14 protein-coding genes and 2 pseudogenes are annotated in these 16,389 nt (G+C 57.2%); 8 read left to right on the top strand and 8 right to left on the bottom strand.

Annotation, left to right across the window (positions count from 1 at the left end):
* Positions 1 to 10 precede the first annotated feature (10 nt).
* The gene (locus tag BN1959_RS12895) at positions 11 to 2,569 is read left to right on the top strand and encodes a BGTF surface domain-containing protein (protein WP_079978698.1); all 2,559 of its coding nucleotides are present in this window, start codon (positions 11 to 13) and stop codon (positions 2,567 to 2,569) included.
* A 233-nt stretch (positions 2,570 to 2,802) separates the two neighbouring features.
* On the opposite strand, the gene BN1959_RS12890 is transcribed toward BN1959_RS12895, so the two are convergent.
* Positions 2,803 to 3,225 (bottom strand): hypothetical protein, encoded by a 423-nt coding sequence (locus BN1959_RS12890; protein ID WP_053949031.1) that lies wholly within the window; start codon positions 3,223 to 3,225, stop codon positions 2,803 to 2,805.
* Between the two features lie 65 nt (positions 3,226 to 3,290).
* On the opposite strand from BN1959_RS12890, the gene BN1959_RS14860 reads away from it, so the two are divergent.
* Complete coding sequence (locus BN1959_RS14860; RefSeq protein ID WP_161803753.1) at positions 3,291 to 3,659, top strand: hypothetical protein; 369 nt, start codon at positions 3,291 to 3,293, stop codon at positions 3,657 to 3,659.
* Positions 3,660 to 3,737: 78 nt separating this feature from the next.
* Here the strand turns inward: BN1959_RS14860 and BN1959_RS15545 are convergent, their stop codons facing one another.
* The gene (locus BN1959_RS15545; protein ID WP_449271596.1) at positions 3,738 to 3,974 is read right to left on the bottom strand and encodes a DUF7123 family protein; all 237 of its coding nucleotides are present in this window, start codon (positions 3,972 to 3,974) and stop codon (positions 3,738 to 3,740) included.
* 277 nt (positions 3,975 to 4,251) lie between these two features.
* On the opposite strand from BN1959_RS15545, the gene BN1959_RS14555 reads away from it, so the two are divergent.
* A complete protein-coding gene (locus tag BN1959_RS14555; protein WP_079978697.1) occupies positions 4,252 to 4,488 on the top strand; it encodes a helix-turn-helix transcriptional regulator in 237 nt (78 codons plus the stop codon).
* 202 nt (positions 4,489 to 4,690) lie between these two features.
* On the opposite strand, the gene BN1959_RS15125 is transcribed toward BN1959_RS14555, so the two are convergent.
* From BN1959_RS15125 to BN1959_RS12865, 6 genes and pseudogenes are all read right to left on the bottom strand, one after another.
* Positions 4,691 to 4,972 carry a hypothetical protein gene (locus BN1959_RS15125; protein WP_202594688.1) on the bottom strand — a complete coding sequence of 94 codons (282 nt, stop codon included), beginning with the start codon at positions 4,970 to 4,972 and terminating at the stop codon, positions 4,691 to 4,693.
* A gap of 615 nt (positions 4,973 to 5,587) precedes the next feature.
* Positions 5,588 to 6,349, bottom strand: a complete 762-nt coding sequence (locus tag BN1959_RS12880; RefSeq protein ID WP_154018287.1) for a hypothetical protein — start codon at positions 6,347 to 6,349, stop codon at positions 5,588 to 5,590.
* Between the two features lie 116 nt (positions 6,350 to 6,465).
* Entirely contained in the window at positions 6,466 to 6,711 is a 246-nt protein-coding gene (locus tag BN1959_RS14855; RefSeq protein WP_154018286.1) for a hypothetical protein, read from the bottom strand.
* 346 nt (positions 6,712 to 7,057) lie between these two features.
* Positions 7,058 to 7,366: a hypothetical protein gene (locus BN1959_RS12875; RefSeq protein WP_053949028.1), complete on the bottom strand. Its 309-nt coding sequence runs from the start codon at positions 7,364 to 7,366 to the stop codon at positions 7,058 to 7,060.
* 172 nt (positions 7,367 to 7,538) lie between these two features.
* Entirely contained in the window at positions 7,539 to 7,889 is a 351-nt protein-coding gene (locus BN1959_RS12870; protein ID WP_053949027.1) for a hypothetical protein, read from the bottom strand.
* A pseudogene (locus BN1959_RS12865) lies at positions 7,882 to 8,714 on the bottom strand (ParA family protein). The gene BN1959_RS12870 and the pseudogene BN1959_RS12865 overlap by 8 nt, the downstream one beginning before the upstream one ends.
* A gap of 334 nt (positions 8,715 to 9,048) precedes the next feature.
* On the opposite strand from BN1959_RS12865, the gene BN1959_RS12860 reads away from it, so the two are divergent.
* From BN1959_RS12860 to BN1959_RS15445, 5 genes and pseudogenes are all read left to right on the top strand, one after another.
* Entirely contained in the window at positions 9,049 to 12,060 is a 3,012-nt protein-coding gene (locus tag BN1959_RS12860; RefSeq protein WP_079978695.1) for an outer membrane protein assembly factor BamB family protein, read from the top strand.
* A complete protein-coding gene (locus BN1959_RS12855; RefSeq protein WP_053949025.1) occupies positions 12,060 to 13,046 on the top strand; it encodes a CARDB domain-containing protein in 987 nt (328 codons plus the stop codon). The genes BN1959_RS12860 and BN1959_RS12855 overlap by 1 nt, the downstream gene beginning before the upstream one ends.
* Positions 13,047 to 13,171: 125 nt before the next feature.
* Positions 13,172 to 14,851: a histidine kinase N-terminal 7TM domain-containing protein gene (locus BN1959_RS14545; protein ID WP_161803752.1), complete on the top strand. Its 1,680-nt coding sequence runs from the start codon at positions 13,172 to 13,174 to the stop codon at positions 14,849 to 14,851.
* 117 nt (positions 14,852 to 14,968) lie between these two features.
* Positions 14,969 to 15,166, top strand: a complete 198-nt coding sequence (tnpA, locus tag BN1959_RS14540) for an IS200/IS605 family transposase (protein ID WP_272913573.1) — start codon at positions 14,969 to 14,971, stop codon at positions 15,164 to 15,166.
* A 1-nt stretch (position 15,167) separates the two neighbouring features.
* Positions 15,168 to 16,308 (top strand): annotated as a pseudogene (locus BN1959_RS15445) (RNA-guided endonuclease TnpB family protein).
* The last annotated feature ends 81 nt before the right edge of the window (positions 16,309 to 16,389 follow it).

Here is a 16,389-nt window from a genome sequence, read left to right as displayed (position 1 = left end):
AAACACAAAAATGACAGACAAAACTAAGAAGATGCGTAGCCTACTGATGGCTGCGCTGATGGTGACTTCGGTGATCGCGGTGTCCGCAGCGTTTGCGGGTACAGCGGTTGCAGGAGTTGCCGACGCCGAGCGTACTGTCAGTGACTCGTCCGTGAGTCCTGGCGGAGAGGTAACGGTTACAACTACCGTGCAGATGGACGGCGATGGCGGCCGACTGACGGTTGAAGAAGCCTTTAGTCCGGCTGTCCAGAGTGCAAGCGCAGCGACGGTTGAGGTTGACGGTGAGGAAGTCACTCCCGTTCTCAACCAGCCGACTGAGGATGGCCTTGTGGTCTCCCTCGGCGAGGTCGCCGCTAACGCGGAGGTCGTGATCACGTACACTGTCACGACTGAGGACACTGCCAACGCGCAGTACGAAATTACCGGCACCGCTTACAGTGGCGATACTGAAGCGGATATCGGTTCCACGACCATCGAAACCACCGGTTCTGACGACGGCACGCCGACGCCGACGCCGGAGCCGCCGGAAGACGACGAGCCTGAGGAGACGTCCGACGGTGCGATCGTCTTCTCCGGTGAGAACGTCGTCTTCGACACGGCGGGCGACACTGGCTCGGACCAGTACGTCCTTCGCAGTGGCTCGCCTGATGACTCCAACACGGCCGAGCGAACCCTGAACGTTCAGGACAACGGCCTGATCGTCATCGACACGGGCGGCCTCGACACGGGTAGCTACTACATCACGAACGACGGGGCGGGCTCCGCTGACCTCTCCTTCGACGTCATCGACCAGGAGTTCTCCGCGTCGTTCGGTGCTGACGAAGTGGGCAACATCGGTGCAGCTGGCGACACGACGATTGACTTCGAGTCCGACAACCGCGGTTCGGACTTCAACGTTGTCGTGACCTCTGACGACCTTGACGACGATGAGCTCGCCGACATCTTCGACGTCGAAAACACTGACGTCGACGACGACGGCGAAGCTTCGGATGACGGTGTTGTTGTCGAGAACGTCGGCGATGGCACCGAGTACGATGTCAACTTCGCTGAGGTTGATGCTGGCAACTACAGCTTCGACTTCGCTGTCGCTGACACGGATGCGACGGCTTCGGCCGACATCGACGTTAGCGACACCAGCGAAGGTGCCGCTTCCTTCAACCACACCGGCTCGCTGAACACGCCGCAGGGGAGCGTCGCAGAGATCACGGTTGATCTCACCGGCGCTGCCACGAGTGGGACGCTCGTCATTGGTAACCAGAACGAGGACGGCTACCAGGCGAACGTCTCCTTCGAAGACGGCGACGATGATGGCCAGGTGACGGTTGAGTTCAACACCTACCTCGCGGGCAACGCTGACGCGGACGAGAGTGCGATCGTCAGCGCTGCTGGTGAGGACGACACCGCGGAGCTGAACGGTCAGTCGACGCTGAGCGCGATCGCAGCGCAGGGTGACTACACGCTTGCTGTGAGTACGGCAGGCTCTGCATCCCAGACGCTTGACGAGCCGCAGGAGCTGAGTACCCTGTACCTCGGCGAGCGTTCGACTGACGAAATGACCATGTGGACGGCGCCCGGTAACGCTGACCTCGACGCGAACGAGGACGGCGCGGTTACCGCCGCCGACGTCTCGGAACTCGTCGACGCTGGTGCTGTCACGCAGGACAGCTCCATCACGATGGGTGACTACGCGATCCACGAGATCTCCGCGACGGGGATCGAGGGTCTGGTCGACGCCGACGGTGGCTTTGCGGATGCCATCGAATCGGGCAGTCTCGGCCTCTCGGTTGAGCAGACGAACCAGATCCAGAACCGTGATCCGAAAACGCTGAACGTCACGAGTTCGCTTAACGCGATCGACGTGATCAGCGGCGACGGGACCTACTACGTCCTCGTCGACCTCGAGAGCGCTGACTTCGAGCGTAACGGCGACGATGTCGAGGTCGCAGATGGTGACGAGTTCGAGGCAACCTTCACGGTTGCTGACGACCGTCTCCTGGGCTCCGAGAGCGATGACGACCACGAGTCCGTAAGTGCGACCTTCGATGTCGAGTCGACGTCGACGACGTTCGCAAGCGAGCCTGTTCAGGTCGAGGCTGCTGAGAGCCAGACGATCGCAGGCCAGACGAACCAGGCACCCGGTTCGGAACTGACGATCCGTGTGCGCTCGGTTGACACGCAGCCGGGCTTCTACCACACGGACACCGTCACCGTTGGTGCTGACGGTAACTTCGAAGCGACGTTCGACTTCAGCGATCAGTCCGCTGGCGACACGTTCACTGTGAGCGTGCGCAAAGTCGGCAGTGAGCTGACGCAGGTCGACGGCGAGGTCGTCGAACAGGTCGGTACGGAGACCGCGACTGCGACGGCAACCGCCACGGCTACTGAGACGGCGACGGCAACCGCGACGGCCACGGCCACCGAGGCTCCGGAGACGGACACCGAGGCTCCGGATACGGAGACCGAGGAGCCTGACACGGAGACCACCACGACGACGACGCCCGGCTTCGGCGTCGCTGTCGCGCTGGTCGCCCTGCTCGCCGCCGCGCTGCTGGCCGGTCGCCGAGAGTAACTGACTCTCGCGACTCCCAGTAACTAACCACCGGCTCACGCCGGTCTTCCGCCTTCATTTCTTTCGAACGCTATACGGAGTAGCGACGGCTCCGTCTGTTTAGATTCGAAGTGGCGTCCCATTCACCGGAAATTCAGAAGCCAGTAGCTCACCAACCACGACACACTCCGCCGAGTCGGTAAACCGCATCAACGAGTACGACATCCGGAGCGCGTACCACACCCATTCATGGGTTAGGAATCTATCACGTTAGCCCGACAGATGACGGAGACGGTCGAGCTTCTCGGCACTACCCACACACCGACGAGAGTATCGACCGCGTCGAAGAAGTGATTCGTGACTACGAGGCAGATGTGGTCGGCGTCGAACTGCCACCGCACGTCTTCGACGAGGAGCCTGAGTGGTCGCTCAGCGCAGCCCTCGACCTGCGGGAGCCAGTCACGGGTCCTGGACTGCTGTTGAAACGGCGACCGATCGACGGAGACATCTGGTAGGTCGACGAGATGTTCGTCGCGGCACGTGTCGCCGCGGATGTGGCCGCAGACGTTGCGCTTCTCGACCGGCCGTTCGCGGAGTCGATGGACGAAAACGCGCGGGCGATCGTAGCCGACGTGCTCGGCTGGCTTCGCGGACTTCGCCGGGAATACACGGTACATCGTGACCGGATCGACGCCGGCAAGCGATGGGAGTTACTCGAACGCGACGTGTGGAAGGTCGGTGAGTGGGCGACCCCGTACGTCGACTATCCAAATGCTTCCACGGCGCAACCAACCCCGTGGATGCCGACCAACGGAAAGCCGCAAGGGAACAGTTTGGCCCGGACGGGGCAAAGGCTGTCGTCAACGTCAGACGTCCGTGGCTTCCGCGGTTCGTAGATACGCACATCGATAAGCGGGACGCGTGTATCGCGGGTCACCTCCACTGGCTCGCCGAGGAGCACGACGATGTCTTGGGTATCGTCGCAACCGGCCATATCCCCGGTGTTGCTGAACGTCTCAACGGTGAACGGGAGTTAGCTGAGCGCCTCATTTGCCAGCCGACCTACGCCGACCCAGAAGCAATTCCCGAGCATCTCGTCGGTAATGAGTGACCCATCCTGGGGCCCAGATCGTAAGGAAGTTCCTTGCTGGCGTGTTCAGCGAACGCGAGTAAAACCCCCAAGTTAGTCTTACTCAACACGTTTGATGTACCACGTTGTCCCATCGGAGGAGCCACCCCACTTCTTCACCTGAAGGCTAGACTCGTAGTCTTCGATTGAGCTCATTACTGCCCCTACCTGCTTTGCCGAGATCTCAACTTTACCAGCAATATGTCGACTCTTAGCAAATGTTTGTCCTGCACTGAGTTGGTCTTCAATGTACTCTAGCACTTGCCTTTCGGGTGGAATAGAATCAGTTGAGCTCATTTGCCGGAAAGAACGGACTCGCCCCAATCAGGATTACGGACCATTCGAGACGATAGCCTCACCGTTCAGAGCAGAATTGACCCTTATTTAATCAAACTTCATTTTCTCTTCCTAGTTGTGGACGCTGGACCGACAGCATGTGACCGTATCGAGAATTCATGTGGCATCCAAAAGTAAGAGTCCAGTGGATGGAGCTGGATGCCCAGCTGCATCGCGGTCTCGAGTGTACTTCTCGATCCACAAAATCTAACCTATTCGTGGGGAATGTCAGTACACTATGCCTGATATCGCCCCTGAACTTCCGCCGGCTGGGATCCGTTTGATCCGTGAGACGCGCCAGGAGAGTCGAAAAGAGTTTGCCGAGGTGGTCGGTGTGACACGGGCGACGGTCGGCAGCTGGGAACGAGGCGTTCGCCCACCGAGCGATGCGCATCGTGTAGCGATTGTCGATGCCATTCCTGAGGACCTCACAATCGAGAGTGTCCTTGCAGCCGAGGATCGCCTCGGCGACTAACGACTAACCGTTATACCGGTTCTGCCACCCGCTTTTCCCTTTTGTAAGCAGAAGATTGATTCCTTCTTAATCATAGTCTCAGAATGGCGCCTTGACCGTAGTATTGCCCTTGCATTGCTGCTACGGCGGCGCTGGTGTGGGAGATTGTCCACCCTTTCGGGCACTCCCCTTCTAAGATACTGTCACTCCAATCCACGCTGTTTCACCAGCACCTTCCCGACCCCGCGCCGGGCACCGTGGGGTTCGAGGTAGTCGTGATTCGATCTGCTGTACTCAAGCTCCCTACAAAATCATCGTCGCCGTTGAGGTCGCTACACAGTCGCTTCACCACGCCTCGCCCGGAGTTCGTGTTCATCGCCGATGGCGTCACGTCCCACTCGTGGTATAGATCGAAGAGCTCGGCGCGGCCGTCGGCGCCGTCCAGCGCCTCTTCGACAGCCTGCTCTGGTGCTCCGCTGCGGAGGTCCGCGTAAACGTAGGCCACGCTCGAGGACGCGCTCAAGCACGTCGTTGTAGCCCTCGCCTTCGGCGCGGTGCCGGTCGAGGATGCGCTTCATCCGGCCACTTACCCGAATCTGCTCATCAGCTGTTGCCATCGTTACGTCAACATTGGCGTTGACACCGTTTAGCCGTTGGATTACCCACGGTTGCGGAGCGAACGGTTTCAGCGACGCGGAAGATGGGTGATACTGTCGGGCTTCTCCCTCTACGGGAGTCCTGCCGGATCACACCGCCATGGGATTATCTCTGTCTGATTTGGAGTGAAACAGCCGCTCAGTAAGTGTGCTTTCTAACCTCGTTTAGTGGATCGTGATGTTATTACGAGAGGAAGAAGACGATTGGCTGTGAAGTGTGAACGGTGCGGAAATACCACCAACATCGAGCGTTACGACGTTGATGGTTTCACAGGCTATCTTTGCGGTGACTGTCGGGATGTGTGGGATGAGATCCGCAACGACAGTTGAATCCTCTTATTCAGGTTCGGGAAAGGATTGTTACGTCGTACTGAACACAGTACGCGACTCTTGCACAGCAGACTACCGTGTCGGCATCTACAGATGAGCAAGGTAATTATCTCGGGGCTTGAGCCCGAGGCGGTTCACACCGAGGCCAGCAACAACTGGAAGGCCTTTGGGAGCACGATACTAATCAGGAGTTGCGACCAGATACTGAACGTCGCTGGGTACTCTTGTGTAGCGCTCACCGTGTCGATTCGTTGTTGTAACTCATTGAGTTGATCCTGCTTTTCCTCATCAACATTGTAGGCTTTGATGTCCCACGGTTTGTCGATGATTTCTCGACGTATCTCGTTCAGGCGATGTAGTTCAAGACGTTTCTCCTTGCGCATAAACAGGTGCAGAATGAACACAGCGAACGCGACCGTCGCAACAGTACCGAGCCAGATTACAGTGAACACGATACTCGTCGTTGCTGTTGGGCCCCAACTCGCCGCCGAAACGATAGGACCGTATAGGACAAGGGCGAACGCAACTAGTCCGGCGACCATGTAATAATACGCGTGCTTGACGAGTTCACCGATCGGTCGGAGCCCTCCGAGGCCTTCGGGATCAAGGAAATCGATCCCAATATCCGAATGGTATAACCGCCACGGCGCGATGAACTCGATGGCGAGGTACACGGCGACGAACTGTACTGCGAGTGCAGACCAAAGCGGGTTCAAGATACCCCAGCCGATAACCATCGTTAGTCCGCCTTCTCGATAAATGGCCGAAAAGCCGCCGAGTGCCCACACGCGCACGGCGATCTGGAGCAATGCTGCGATAAAGAGGGCCCATGGTAACCAGCTCGGGACAATGTTGAGCAATGGTTCGGGGTTGTCGGTTCGTTCCTCAATTTTCATCTCCTGGGTGACTCTGTGGTACCGGTGGCGGAGAGCGCGGGCCCCAAACACACCGCCAACGAGGGCAAGCGGTTGTAGAACGAACAACGGGTTCTCGATGTAGACAACAGGATCGCCTACGAGGTAGCATAGGTGTTGATGGTCGGGACGATAGTACCAACCAAGATGACTGCAAACAGGTACGAGGGAGGAATATCTCCCGGAAGGCGTTGTGATAGCCAGCCAAAGCCGATACGGCGGGCCAGCCTGTCGAGCCACAAGTCCTTGTCAAATGACTCATTGAGCGGTGGGTCGGGTGTAACCTCGGCTTCTGTGACGGTGAACACGTCAGTACGAGTTGTCTCGCTCGATTGTTCACCCATGCCTCATTGGTTGTCAAACAGGATGAAAATAGTATGGGGAGAGCATTAAGTGGTGATTGGAGGCAAACAAGTTCGTTCATTAAGCGGAAGAAGTTCTCCTGAGCCCAGAGGATCTATCGTGCAAGACTCCTTTCGAAGTCGTGTATCGCATTTCTACTGCTTGCTTGATAGACAGTACGCTTCACCCATCACGTGAGACGACGAAAAGATTTGAGAACCGTATGCATTGAGGCGACCAGCCTCAACTACTATGTCAAGCTTCTCGCTGTGGGAGCTCCCCATCTGTTCAAGTGAAGAACCGGGTGCTGCCAGGCGATTATATCTCGTTATTTTCACTTCCACTCCGCTACGCCATCTGCCCTTCTCGAATGGTCTGGAGATCCCGCGCCAGTCGCTTGTTCCCTTCGTGGACGACTACCAACATGCCATGCGCCGACGAACACGGTGCGTCGTCGTCGACGTGAAACCCAGAATCGTCGGCGCCTGGTAACGGGACCTGATACCCCTCGCCGCGGATGCTGATCGAGACAGCGCCCGCAGGGTAGATCGAGTCAGTATCCTTCGCAGCCGCGATTACGAACTCGACCACGTCGGCGTCGTCGACACGCTCTGAGTCGACCACAAACAGCATTCCGTCGAAGGCATCGTCGTTCACCGGTGCCAGTCGGGCCGCATCCCGTCCTGTTCGTCGACGAACTCGGCAACCCGAGCCTCACGAGTGACTTGGAGCGCGACGGCGTCGGCACCGGTGGACTTGATGGGGTTGGGCATTTACTTTGACTGCCGCGCTAAGCAAGAGTAGTAGTTTCGGCGAGAACGACGCCGTGCTACTCTCGAGCCCCTTCAAACCGTTTCGCCACTTTCTCGACTAGCTCCTCCTCGACGACGGTTCGGAGGAGTGTGTCAGTTAACTCTCGGACGTAGATGTCCTGATACCCACGCTCGCTCAGTTTGCCTTCGAGCTCGTAGCGCATCCATGCATCGAAGTGGTCGATAGTTTCTTCTCGGGCGTAGACCGGCCGCTGCTTGGCCTCGTCGTAGGAGAATGCTGGCGTGGCCATCGGGTCATGAACGTTAGGAGCGTCTGGTTCGGCTCCCAGTTCAGCCTCGTCGTCGCCGTCATTGCCGTTATCGTCCAAGGTGTCACCGAGATCGGTGAATGGGTCATCGTCAGCCATGGCGCACCACCTGCCCCGTCTCGACGATGTAGGCAAGCTCTTCGAAGCACTTGATCTGGTCGCACGCAGGGTCGTAGTCGAGGAGTGGCATCCGCTTGCCGTACGCTTTCGTGATCGAATTGCGGTCCCTGATCCCCGGTGACGGTGAGTAGTCGCCAGCATCGACGGCCCCCCAGTCGGTGATCCGGGCGAAGTTAGGGATCCGGTCCTGCAGCGACTTGTGGCTGTTCAGCCGTTCCAGGAGTTGTCGGTCTTGGGTTTGCTGGTCGATCCGCTCATTCAGCATATTCGGGATGAGTGCGAGGACGTCGACGTCCATATGCTGTCGGAGCGAGCCGATCTAGCGTTCGATGGTGGGCTCCAGTCCAGACATCGCCTCGTTAGCAGGCGCGAGCGGGAGGATGAGGTTCCCCGTCGCGACAAGGCGTTATCAGGGAGTCGGGAACGATAGGCCGGCGAATCGCTCACGATGTAGTCGTACTCGTAACCGAGGAGCGGCTCGACAACCTCTCGCTTCAAGAGTGCCGACGGCTGGAACACGTCGCCAACCACGATCTCGCGCTCTACCTGCTCGAGGTCATCACTTGACGGGATCATATCGAACTCGTAGTCGGTGTTGTGAATCACCGACTGCGGATCGGCGCTGTCGAAGAACACGTCGCCGATGGTCTCTTCGGAGTCGTGGTAGATCTCCTCAACGCCCAACCCGACGCTGGCGTGGCCGTTCGGGTCAAGGTCGATGAGCAGCACGTTGTAGCCGTCGGCCGCGAGCTGCCGGGAGAGATTAACCGACAGAGTGGACTTCCCGACTCCACCTTTGAGCATACCACCGACACCGCGCGCGGCTCTGTGTCACTTTCCTTCATACGGGCTATTTGGGCTATTCGTGCTATCATTACTATCCGAGCTATTTTGGCCACAGATTCTATCTAGTAATAGCCCACTATTTTACAAATAAATATTGGGACAATTGATAGATAGGTAGGATAGCTAGCTATTCAAGAATAGGCCACTGTTTATGAATATCTAGAATCGCGCTAAGCTACTGTGTCACCTTGATAGATATCCGTAGAAGCTGAGTTGATAATTATTCATTTTATATGCTTTTCACACATATAAACACAAAACTATGTTTCCATGGGCTTTGTGAACACAGTGCATGGATGATCAACGAACGAGTCTGGAGACGACCTGGAAAACTCCTGACCGCCGAACAATCTTGAAGTCATTTTCCGTGGGTATTCTCAGCACACTTGCCGCCTCACCAGCCACTGCTAGAGGCTTCAACTCTACACAGAGCAGTACCGGTGGAATCGGCCCGGTGCTAATCGAGAAAGATGAAGACTCTGGCTTTAACTTCCCGTATTTTCTGTACTCCCCTCCTGATGTTCGAGAGAAGCCGCTGCTAGTCGAACCGGTGAACTCTGGCGGCTGCAACGACGACTTCCAAACAGACCTCGACGCCGCAGAGTATGATGACACTGTCTTCTTCAACTCCGCAGGTACGCTCTACGCAGTCAATGCCGACGGAGATCTAGTATGGAAGAAATCCCTGGCTGATCCATCTTCCGGGACGCCCGCAATCGTGAACGATACCTTGTACATCGGCGAGAATATCCAAGATGTAAACGCAGGGTATCTGGTGGCGCTTGATACAGCTACTGGCGAGCGACGCTGGCGAACGAAGATTCCGTACTATGTGCCACGATACTCGGTTGCGCCCACTGTCGCCGACGGCACGGTGTACATCGGCTCTAACAAACTCGTCGCCATCGATACGAATAGCGGATCGGTCACTTGGGAGCAGACGGACGTCAGTCCGGTAGGGGGCTATCCCCCTGCGGTCGCCAACGGGTTAGTATACCTCCTTGATACTCCTGCACGGAATCCTGATCGAGTCTCGGCGCTGTCGGTGAGTGATGGGTCGAAGACGTGGGACTTCACCTATAATCCGGGACGTGCTGCCCCTGTCGTCGCGAATGGGTACGTCTACCTCGGCGGCGTGGGAGAGTTGTTTGCCCGAAACGCAAGTGATGGGTCGTCAGTCTGGCATACTACGCTCGGGAGCGGGAGCAACGCTATGGGGCCGATGGGCGTTGCCGACGGGACGCTGTACGTGGGCTTTGACGATCTGTACGCCGTCAACACTGCGACTGGAGAGGTACAGTGGTCCCGAAACCTCGCCGGCAGTACCGCACACGGTGGCCTCGTCGCCGACGGGGTCGTCTACGCATCGAGTAACGGGGTATACTACGCCTTCGATGCGGACTCGGGTACGCAACTCTGGTCATACAATACGGGCGAAGACACAGGTGCGCCGCCGGCCGTCACGGCTGGGCGAGTCCACACGGTAACATCGACCTACAACGCTCCAGGCTACGTGTTGGCCATCGATGGAGACACGACGCTTAACGCAGCACCGACGGCTTCGTTTGATTTCTCTCCCTCCCAACCATCGGTGGGGGAATCGATCACCTTCGACGCATCAGGCTCGTCGGATTCGGACGGTTCGATCGCGACCTATGATTGGTCCTTCGGCGACGGGTCGAACATGACTGGGAAGACGGTCACCCACAGTTACGGCTCACTCGGCGACTACTCAGTTAGTCTCACGGTCACGGATAGTGACGGCGCCACGGCTCAGGCAACGCGAACGGTGAGCGTCTCGGGCGAGTCACCGTCGGCCGCATTCGAGGTATCGCCACCAGAGCCGGCTGTCGGGGGCGAAATCAGCGTCGACGCCTCCGCAAGCAGTGACCCCGATACCACGATCGCTCGCTATGAGTGGGACTTCACAGGTGACGGGACGATCGATGCCACAGGAAAGACCGCGGTGTGGACCTATTCAGACCTTGGCGATCAAGAAATATCACTGACTGTCTACGACGAGACCGATCGCTCGGCCACAGCTTCGAAGACCGTCACTGTCGCGCTGAGCGCGGACGAAAAGCTCACGATTGCAGGTCACATCGACTCGCTCGCAGCCGATCCACTACTCCAGAACCGGACCGTCAATGGGACGACCGTCGATGGTGACGAAGCCTACGCGAAGGCCCACATTGCCGGACTCGAATCAGCCGCGAACAGCGGTTCGATTGAAGCGACGACAACGAAACAAGTGGTTGACCGTCTCACAGCTGCAGAGACGGTCATCCAGCGGACCCTCGAGGTGCTTGCGAGTCCGTCAGCGATTCACGAGTCGTCGGATACGACAGCCTACAACGTCGCTCGGAAGACTGCTCGTGTCACCGCCTCACTGGCGATCGATCTTGCTCTCGCAGTTATCCCACTTAACAAGGTTGCCGACAGCATCGCCGATAACCTCCCCAGTACCTCGCCGGTCAGTGCACGCCGGTTGAAAGACTGGCTTGATACCGCTCTGTCCAAGATTGGAGATACCCTCAAGGATCTGATGCGGACTGACACCCTCTCGAATGAGCAATCGACGGAACTGCGAGATACGGTTGAGACCGAAACACAAGCCGCCTACGACGAAGCTACGGCGGGGGACTCAGTCCCGAGTGAGACTGAGCTGGCGAGCAACGTCGAGGCGGAAGTCGACCAAGCGGTTGACGCGACCCTCGATGAGTTCGCCGACGGGATCCGCGCTGGCGTCCTGTCCGGTACAGCGGGCCTAGAACTCATCTCGACCACTGACGGGTACGGATATGCCAAGACCGTCCCTCCGGGGCTCAGTTCCGGTACAGTCGGCCTTCAAGGTGGTCTGGAGGCCCTCTTCGACGAGTTGGATGCCTCTTCTCTCACCGAACGCGGTCTACTCGGATCGACAGAAGAAGCACAACAAGCCGCATCCGAAGCGGATTCTCGCGCCTCCACTATCGCCGAGAGTACGGTCGAAGAAATCGAGACGATGACGAACCTCGTCCCGGGGAATTTCGTACAGGAAGTAGCCAAGCTGATCCACGCTATCCAGAAAGGTGACTGGGTCGATATTACGCTCGGCATCGGAAACATCGCGCTCACAATCATCCAAGACATAGCGGGGAGCATTGCACAGGTCGGTGCTGGAACTGCGGGCTGGCTCGGTGTCAAGACCCTTCGGCAAAACGCGCTCCTTGCCATCGGCCAGGTCATCCTTGGCGATGCCGACGCCCGAGTTCGGTACTATAACGCGCCTGTTCAGTCCTACACTAACGGGGGGTCATCCTAATGTCCCGACCCATCGAATCACAAGTACGAGAGTTGCAGGCCGCCACGCACACACAGGAAATCGAACGCGCTGCGGAGGCAGCAGCCACACTCCGGTCAACGCTTCAGGAACGCTCACTATCCGAATTGTTGGCCGATCTGGAGCAGGCGTTCGCAAACGAAAACTGGGAGGTCGCGATCTCCGTTATCAACGAACTGGACCAACGAGTTGCCACAGCTGACCCCGACGAACAGATTCTCACTGAGAAGGCTCGACACCTGCTTGCGACGGCTGTCCTTGACGAGGAATCACAGTCTGAACTCAGATCCCGGGTCGAACTCGAGTCGGCGCTCGCATTGGAGCAGGGAATGCTTCTCGCCAGCGCGGGAACCGCGCTTGCCGCGAAACAAACATCCTCATCTGTAAGTGAGACGATCCAATCGGTTTCTCAATCCACACAGACCTTCGAGCAAACTGCGGAGACGGTCGAACGCGTCGCCGACGAGACAACGACACCACCGAAGGTCACCGTGGTTAACCCCGCGGCAGTCCCCGAGACGCTCGCGGCAGGTTCGACAAAGCAGGTCGAGATAACCGTCCGCAATATCGGTGATGCGACAGCCAGGGACGTGACCGTCTCGCTGTCGCCGCCATCGTTCCTAGCAGTATCGCCGGAAAATGCCCAAATTGGCACGCTGATGAACGACGCCGAGGCGACTTCAACGTTCACCGTTGAAGGGACTGAGGCGGGTTCAGGCACGTTCGAGGTCGTCATCGAGACGGCCGATCAGAATGGAGGAACTACCGCCGTCGAGGTGACCGTTACTGCCGAAACAAAGGACGTAATCGACGCTCTCACTGGCACTGACGGCGAGGTCAGTTTCGCCGAATTATTGACCGCGATTGAGTACTACAACTCCGGCGAAGCCGTTCCAAATACTGGCGGCGCACAGGTGACACTCCAGCACGTATTGATCATCATTGAGCGGTACAACAATAACGAGTAGCGACGGGGACCAACTCTAAGCGGTCACGAGAGCATATCCATGTCTTCTAACATAGGGGTACCAAAAGGTTATTGATACCAATACACATGGTTCTATTATAACAAATGCGACAGGGCGCACAGTCAATGGCCCTGCTGATGTTCATCTCGATCGTCCCGATTATCGGCGTCGCTGTCTATACGTATCGTAATCGCGAGAAGCCTGGTGGACGAGGATTTCTCCTGTGCCTACTTGGTATGATCGGTTGGTCTATTATGCTGCTGCTTGTGACATGGCCGGCGCGAGTGTTTCCAGTGCACCTCAATGTAACTGCTCGATTCTTCTTTCAATCGCTGGTTGCATTCGGATGGCCGCTATTTATTTGGGAATACTTGGGTCATGACCCGGCTGAGATGGACCGACGGCTACTCGTCGGCGCTCTCATTGTTCCCATCGTGACGCTCTTGCTCGGGGTTACGAACCCCCAGCATCACCTCGTTCTCCGTGCGGCAACCCCAGTGAACCCTGTTGGTATCAGCCAGTTAGTCCCCGGTCCTTGGTACTTTGTCCATATTGCGTTCGCAATCGTACTCGTAATGCTCCCGATTGGGCTACTACTCACCGATCTCAGGGAAGCCCATGGGAAACACCGACAGCAACTGGTTTTCCTTCTGGCAGGATGGCTCATCGGATTCCCCGGCGCTCTCCAAACGCATCTATTCCGGAACATCGACTCGATTCCACTCTATATTGATTTCACCCCGGTGACATTTCTGACCACGGCGCTACTGTGGGGATTCGCACTATATCGGCATCAACTGTTCAGCTTGGTTCCGGTGAGCCGGCGACAAGCGGTTGAAACGATGCCTGACCCAGTAGTCACGGTCGATCAGGATGGGTCAATCGTCGACGCCAACCCGGCGGCACAGGGGATATTTCCGCACAATGGCGATGTAATCGGCCGGCCATTCGAAGAAATCTCAAAAATCCACCCAGAGTTACACTCCAGCTTTCAGAACGATTTCCAACAGAACACTGACCTGAGCCTCACTGTAAACGGGGAAAAACGTCACTTCATCGTCTCAGTTCGCCCGGTCACACGCGGGTCATCACGCGCTGGATCACTGTTCCTGTTCCGGGAAGTGACCGAGTTACGGGACCGCGAACAGGATCTCGAGTTGCTGAAAGAGATATTCACACGGTTATTGCGACATAACTTCAGAAATCGGCTTAACGTGCTCAACGCTCACGTAACGGCTATCGAGAATCAGGATGAGCAAGGAAAGTATGCTACTGAAACTGCGCAAATCAGCGCAGTCAGTGACCAGTTACTCACACACAGTGAAAAAGCCACTAAACTCAGAAAGCTTGTCGATGCTGACCGGCAGCAGGTACAGGTCGACCTGTGTGCACTCGCTCATGAACATACAGAACGCGTACGTTCTGAAACTAGAGCGTCTGTAACGACCGATTTCGGGGACGATGTTGTGATTACTGGGAATCCGCTCGTGACTGATGCGATTGATGAGTTGTTCGACAACGCGATACAACACCACCAGGGAGAGAATGAGCCACAGCTATGGATATCGGTTTTCGCTGATGGGTCTGATGGCGTGTTTGTGCTCGAAGACGACGGTCCAGGTATTGCTGACAGTGAACTTGAAGCACTCCATCTCAGAAGTGAATCATCATTGACGCATGGGTCGGGTATCGGACTGTGGCTGGTGGATTTGATTGTACGCAAGTCCCATGGCTCGTTCACTCTAGATGCCGGTATCCATCTGGATGGAACTCGTGCTGTCCTTCGTTTCCCGCGTTATGAGTGAACGGTTCAGTGAATCTGTAGCTGGTTGAGCCTTTATCGAGGTACAATGTTTGAGTTGGTCAACTCTCACCCACTCAATGTCGGGTAGTCCCGACCACTTTTCGTCGACAGCGTAGGGATCGCGCTCCAGTATTACCCAGCGCTCGCCCCGAACAAGATAAGCCAACAAGTCAAGGGCTACTCCTCTCGCCACCTCCGTGACGAGTTCGACCTCGGCCTGCCGTCACTGTGGACGCGCTCGTACTTCGTCTCAAGTGTGGGCGACGTATCCAGTGAGATCATCGAGAAGTATATCGACGCGCAAGCAGGTGAGTAGTATGCAACGGACCGTCTCAACCACGATTCGGGTCAAACTCCACTCGCTGACTAACAGGAAAGCCGACCTGCTCGCCCGTGAGTACGAGGCGTTCCAGACCGAGGTACATGGCGGAGACGCCGACAGCTACTCCGCGACCGACCAGCAGGCGTCGAAAGTCCAGCGACAGAAAGACCCGAACACTGACACCGAACAATCCGTCGTTCTCCGCAACGACGTGTTCGGCGTGGCTCACGACGAAGGTACTGTTCTCTCGTCGTGGTGGGTCAAAGTTACCGTCTACGACCCCGAACGTGGACGGGGAAACTCCATCTGGTGCCCCGCCCACGTTCCGTACAAGGACGAACAACTCGTCCGTGAGGGCGATTTTCGGGACAGTGAACTCATCCGCCGTGACTGGTACGTGCATCTCGTCGTCAAGCGGTCTGTGACCGTCCAAGACGAGTACGATGACGGATCGACATGGGCACACGGTGGGTCGCTACCTGTGCGTTCCTTTCCGACCGCAAGACCACGTTCTACGGCGAGGAAGTGCGCCGTATCCGCGAACACTACAAGCAACTGCAGAAGTCTATCGGGAAAGCGAAGCCTTGACAGGGACAGCAGGTAGTTGAGCGCATTGGTGGGGCGGAAGCGCGGGAGGTGGACGACCGTCTCCACAAGATTGCTCGCCAAATCGTGGAGGACGCTGTGGAGTGGAACGCGGTCATCGTCGTGGGCGACCTCGGCGGGATTCGCAAAGACAATGATAAAGGACGGTACGTCAACAATAAAGTCCACAAGATGCCGTTCGCGCGCCTGCTCAACTACATTGAGTACAAAGCCCACGACGCAGGCATCGCCGTGCAGTTGGTCGAAGAATACGATACGTCGAGACGTGCAACCGGTGTGCCTGCGAGGGTGTCCGAGAGACGCAGGGACGCTTTGAGTGTCCCGAGTGTGGGCTGGACGACAACGCGGACAAGAACGGTGCGCTGAACCTCGGCAAACGAGCCTTGGGCAAGTTCTCGAAACCGCTGTCTGAGGCGGGGGCTGGACTGGCACAGCTCGAAACGCAGGTCATCGTCCATCGCGACGACGAACCTGCGAACCTCCTGCTACTCGTGGATTCAACCCCCAGTGGGGGAACCCCACGGCTTTAGCCGTGGGAGGATGTCAGTAAGGACACTACGCAGCCGATCCACCATAATTCTCTGCTTACCCGACTTTACCGGCGCATAACA

The sequence above is a fragment of the Halolamina sediminis genome (assembly GCF_001282785.1).
In the GTDB taxonomy this organism is placed as follows: domain Archaea; phylum Halobacteriota; class Halobacteria; order Halobacteriales; family Haloferacaceae; genus Halolamina; species Halolamina sediminis.
The sequence above is the reverse complement of the archived record's forward strand: the minus strand, read 5'-3'. Positions and strand labels throughout refer to the sequence as shown.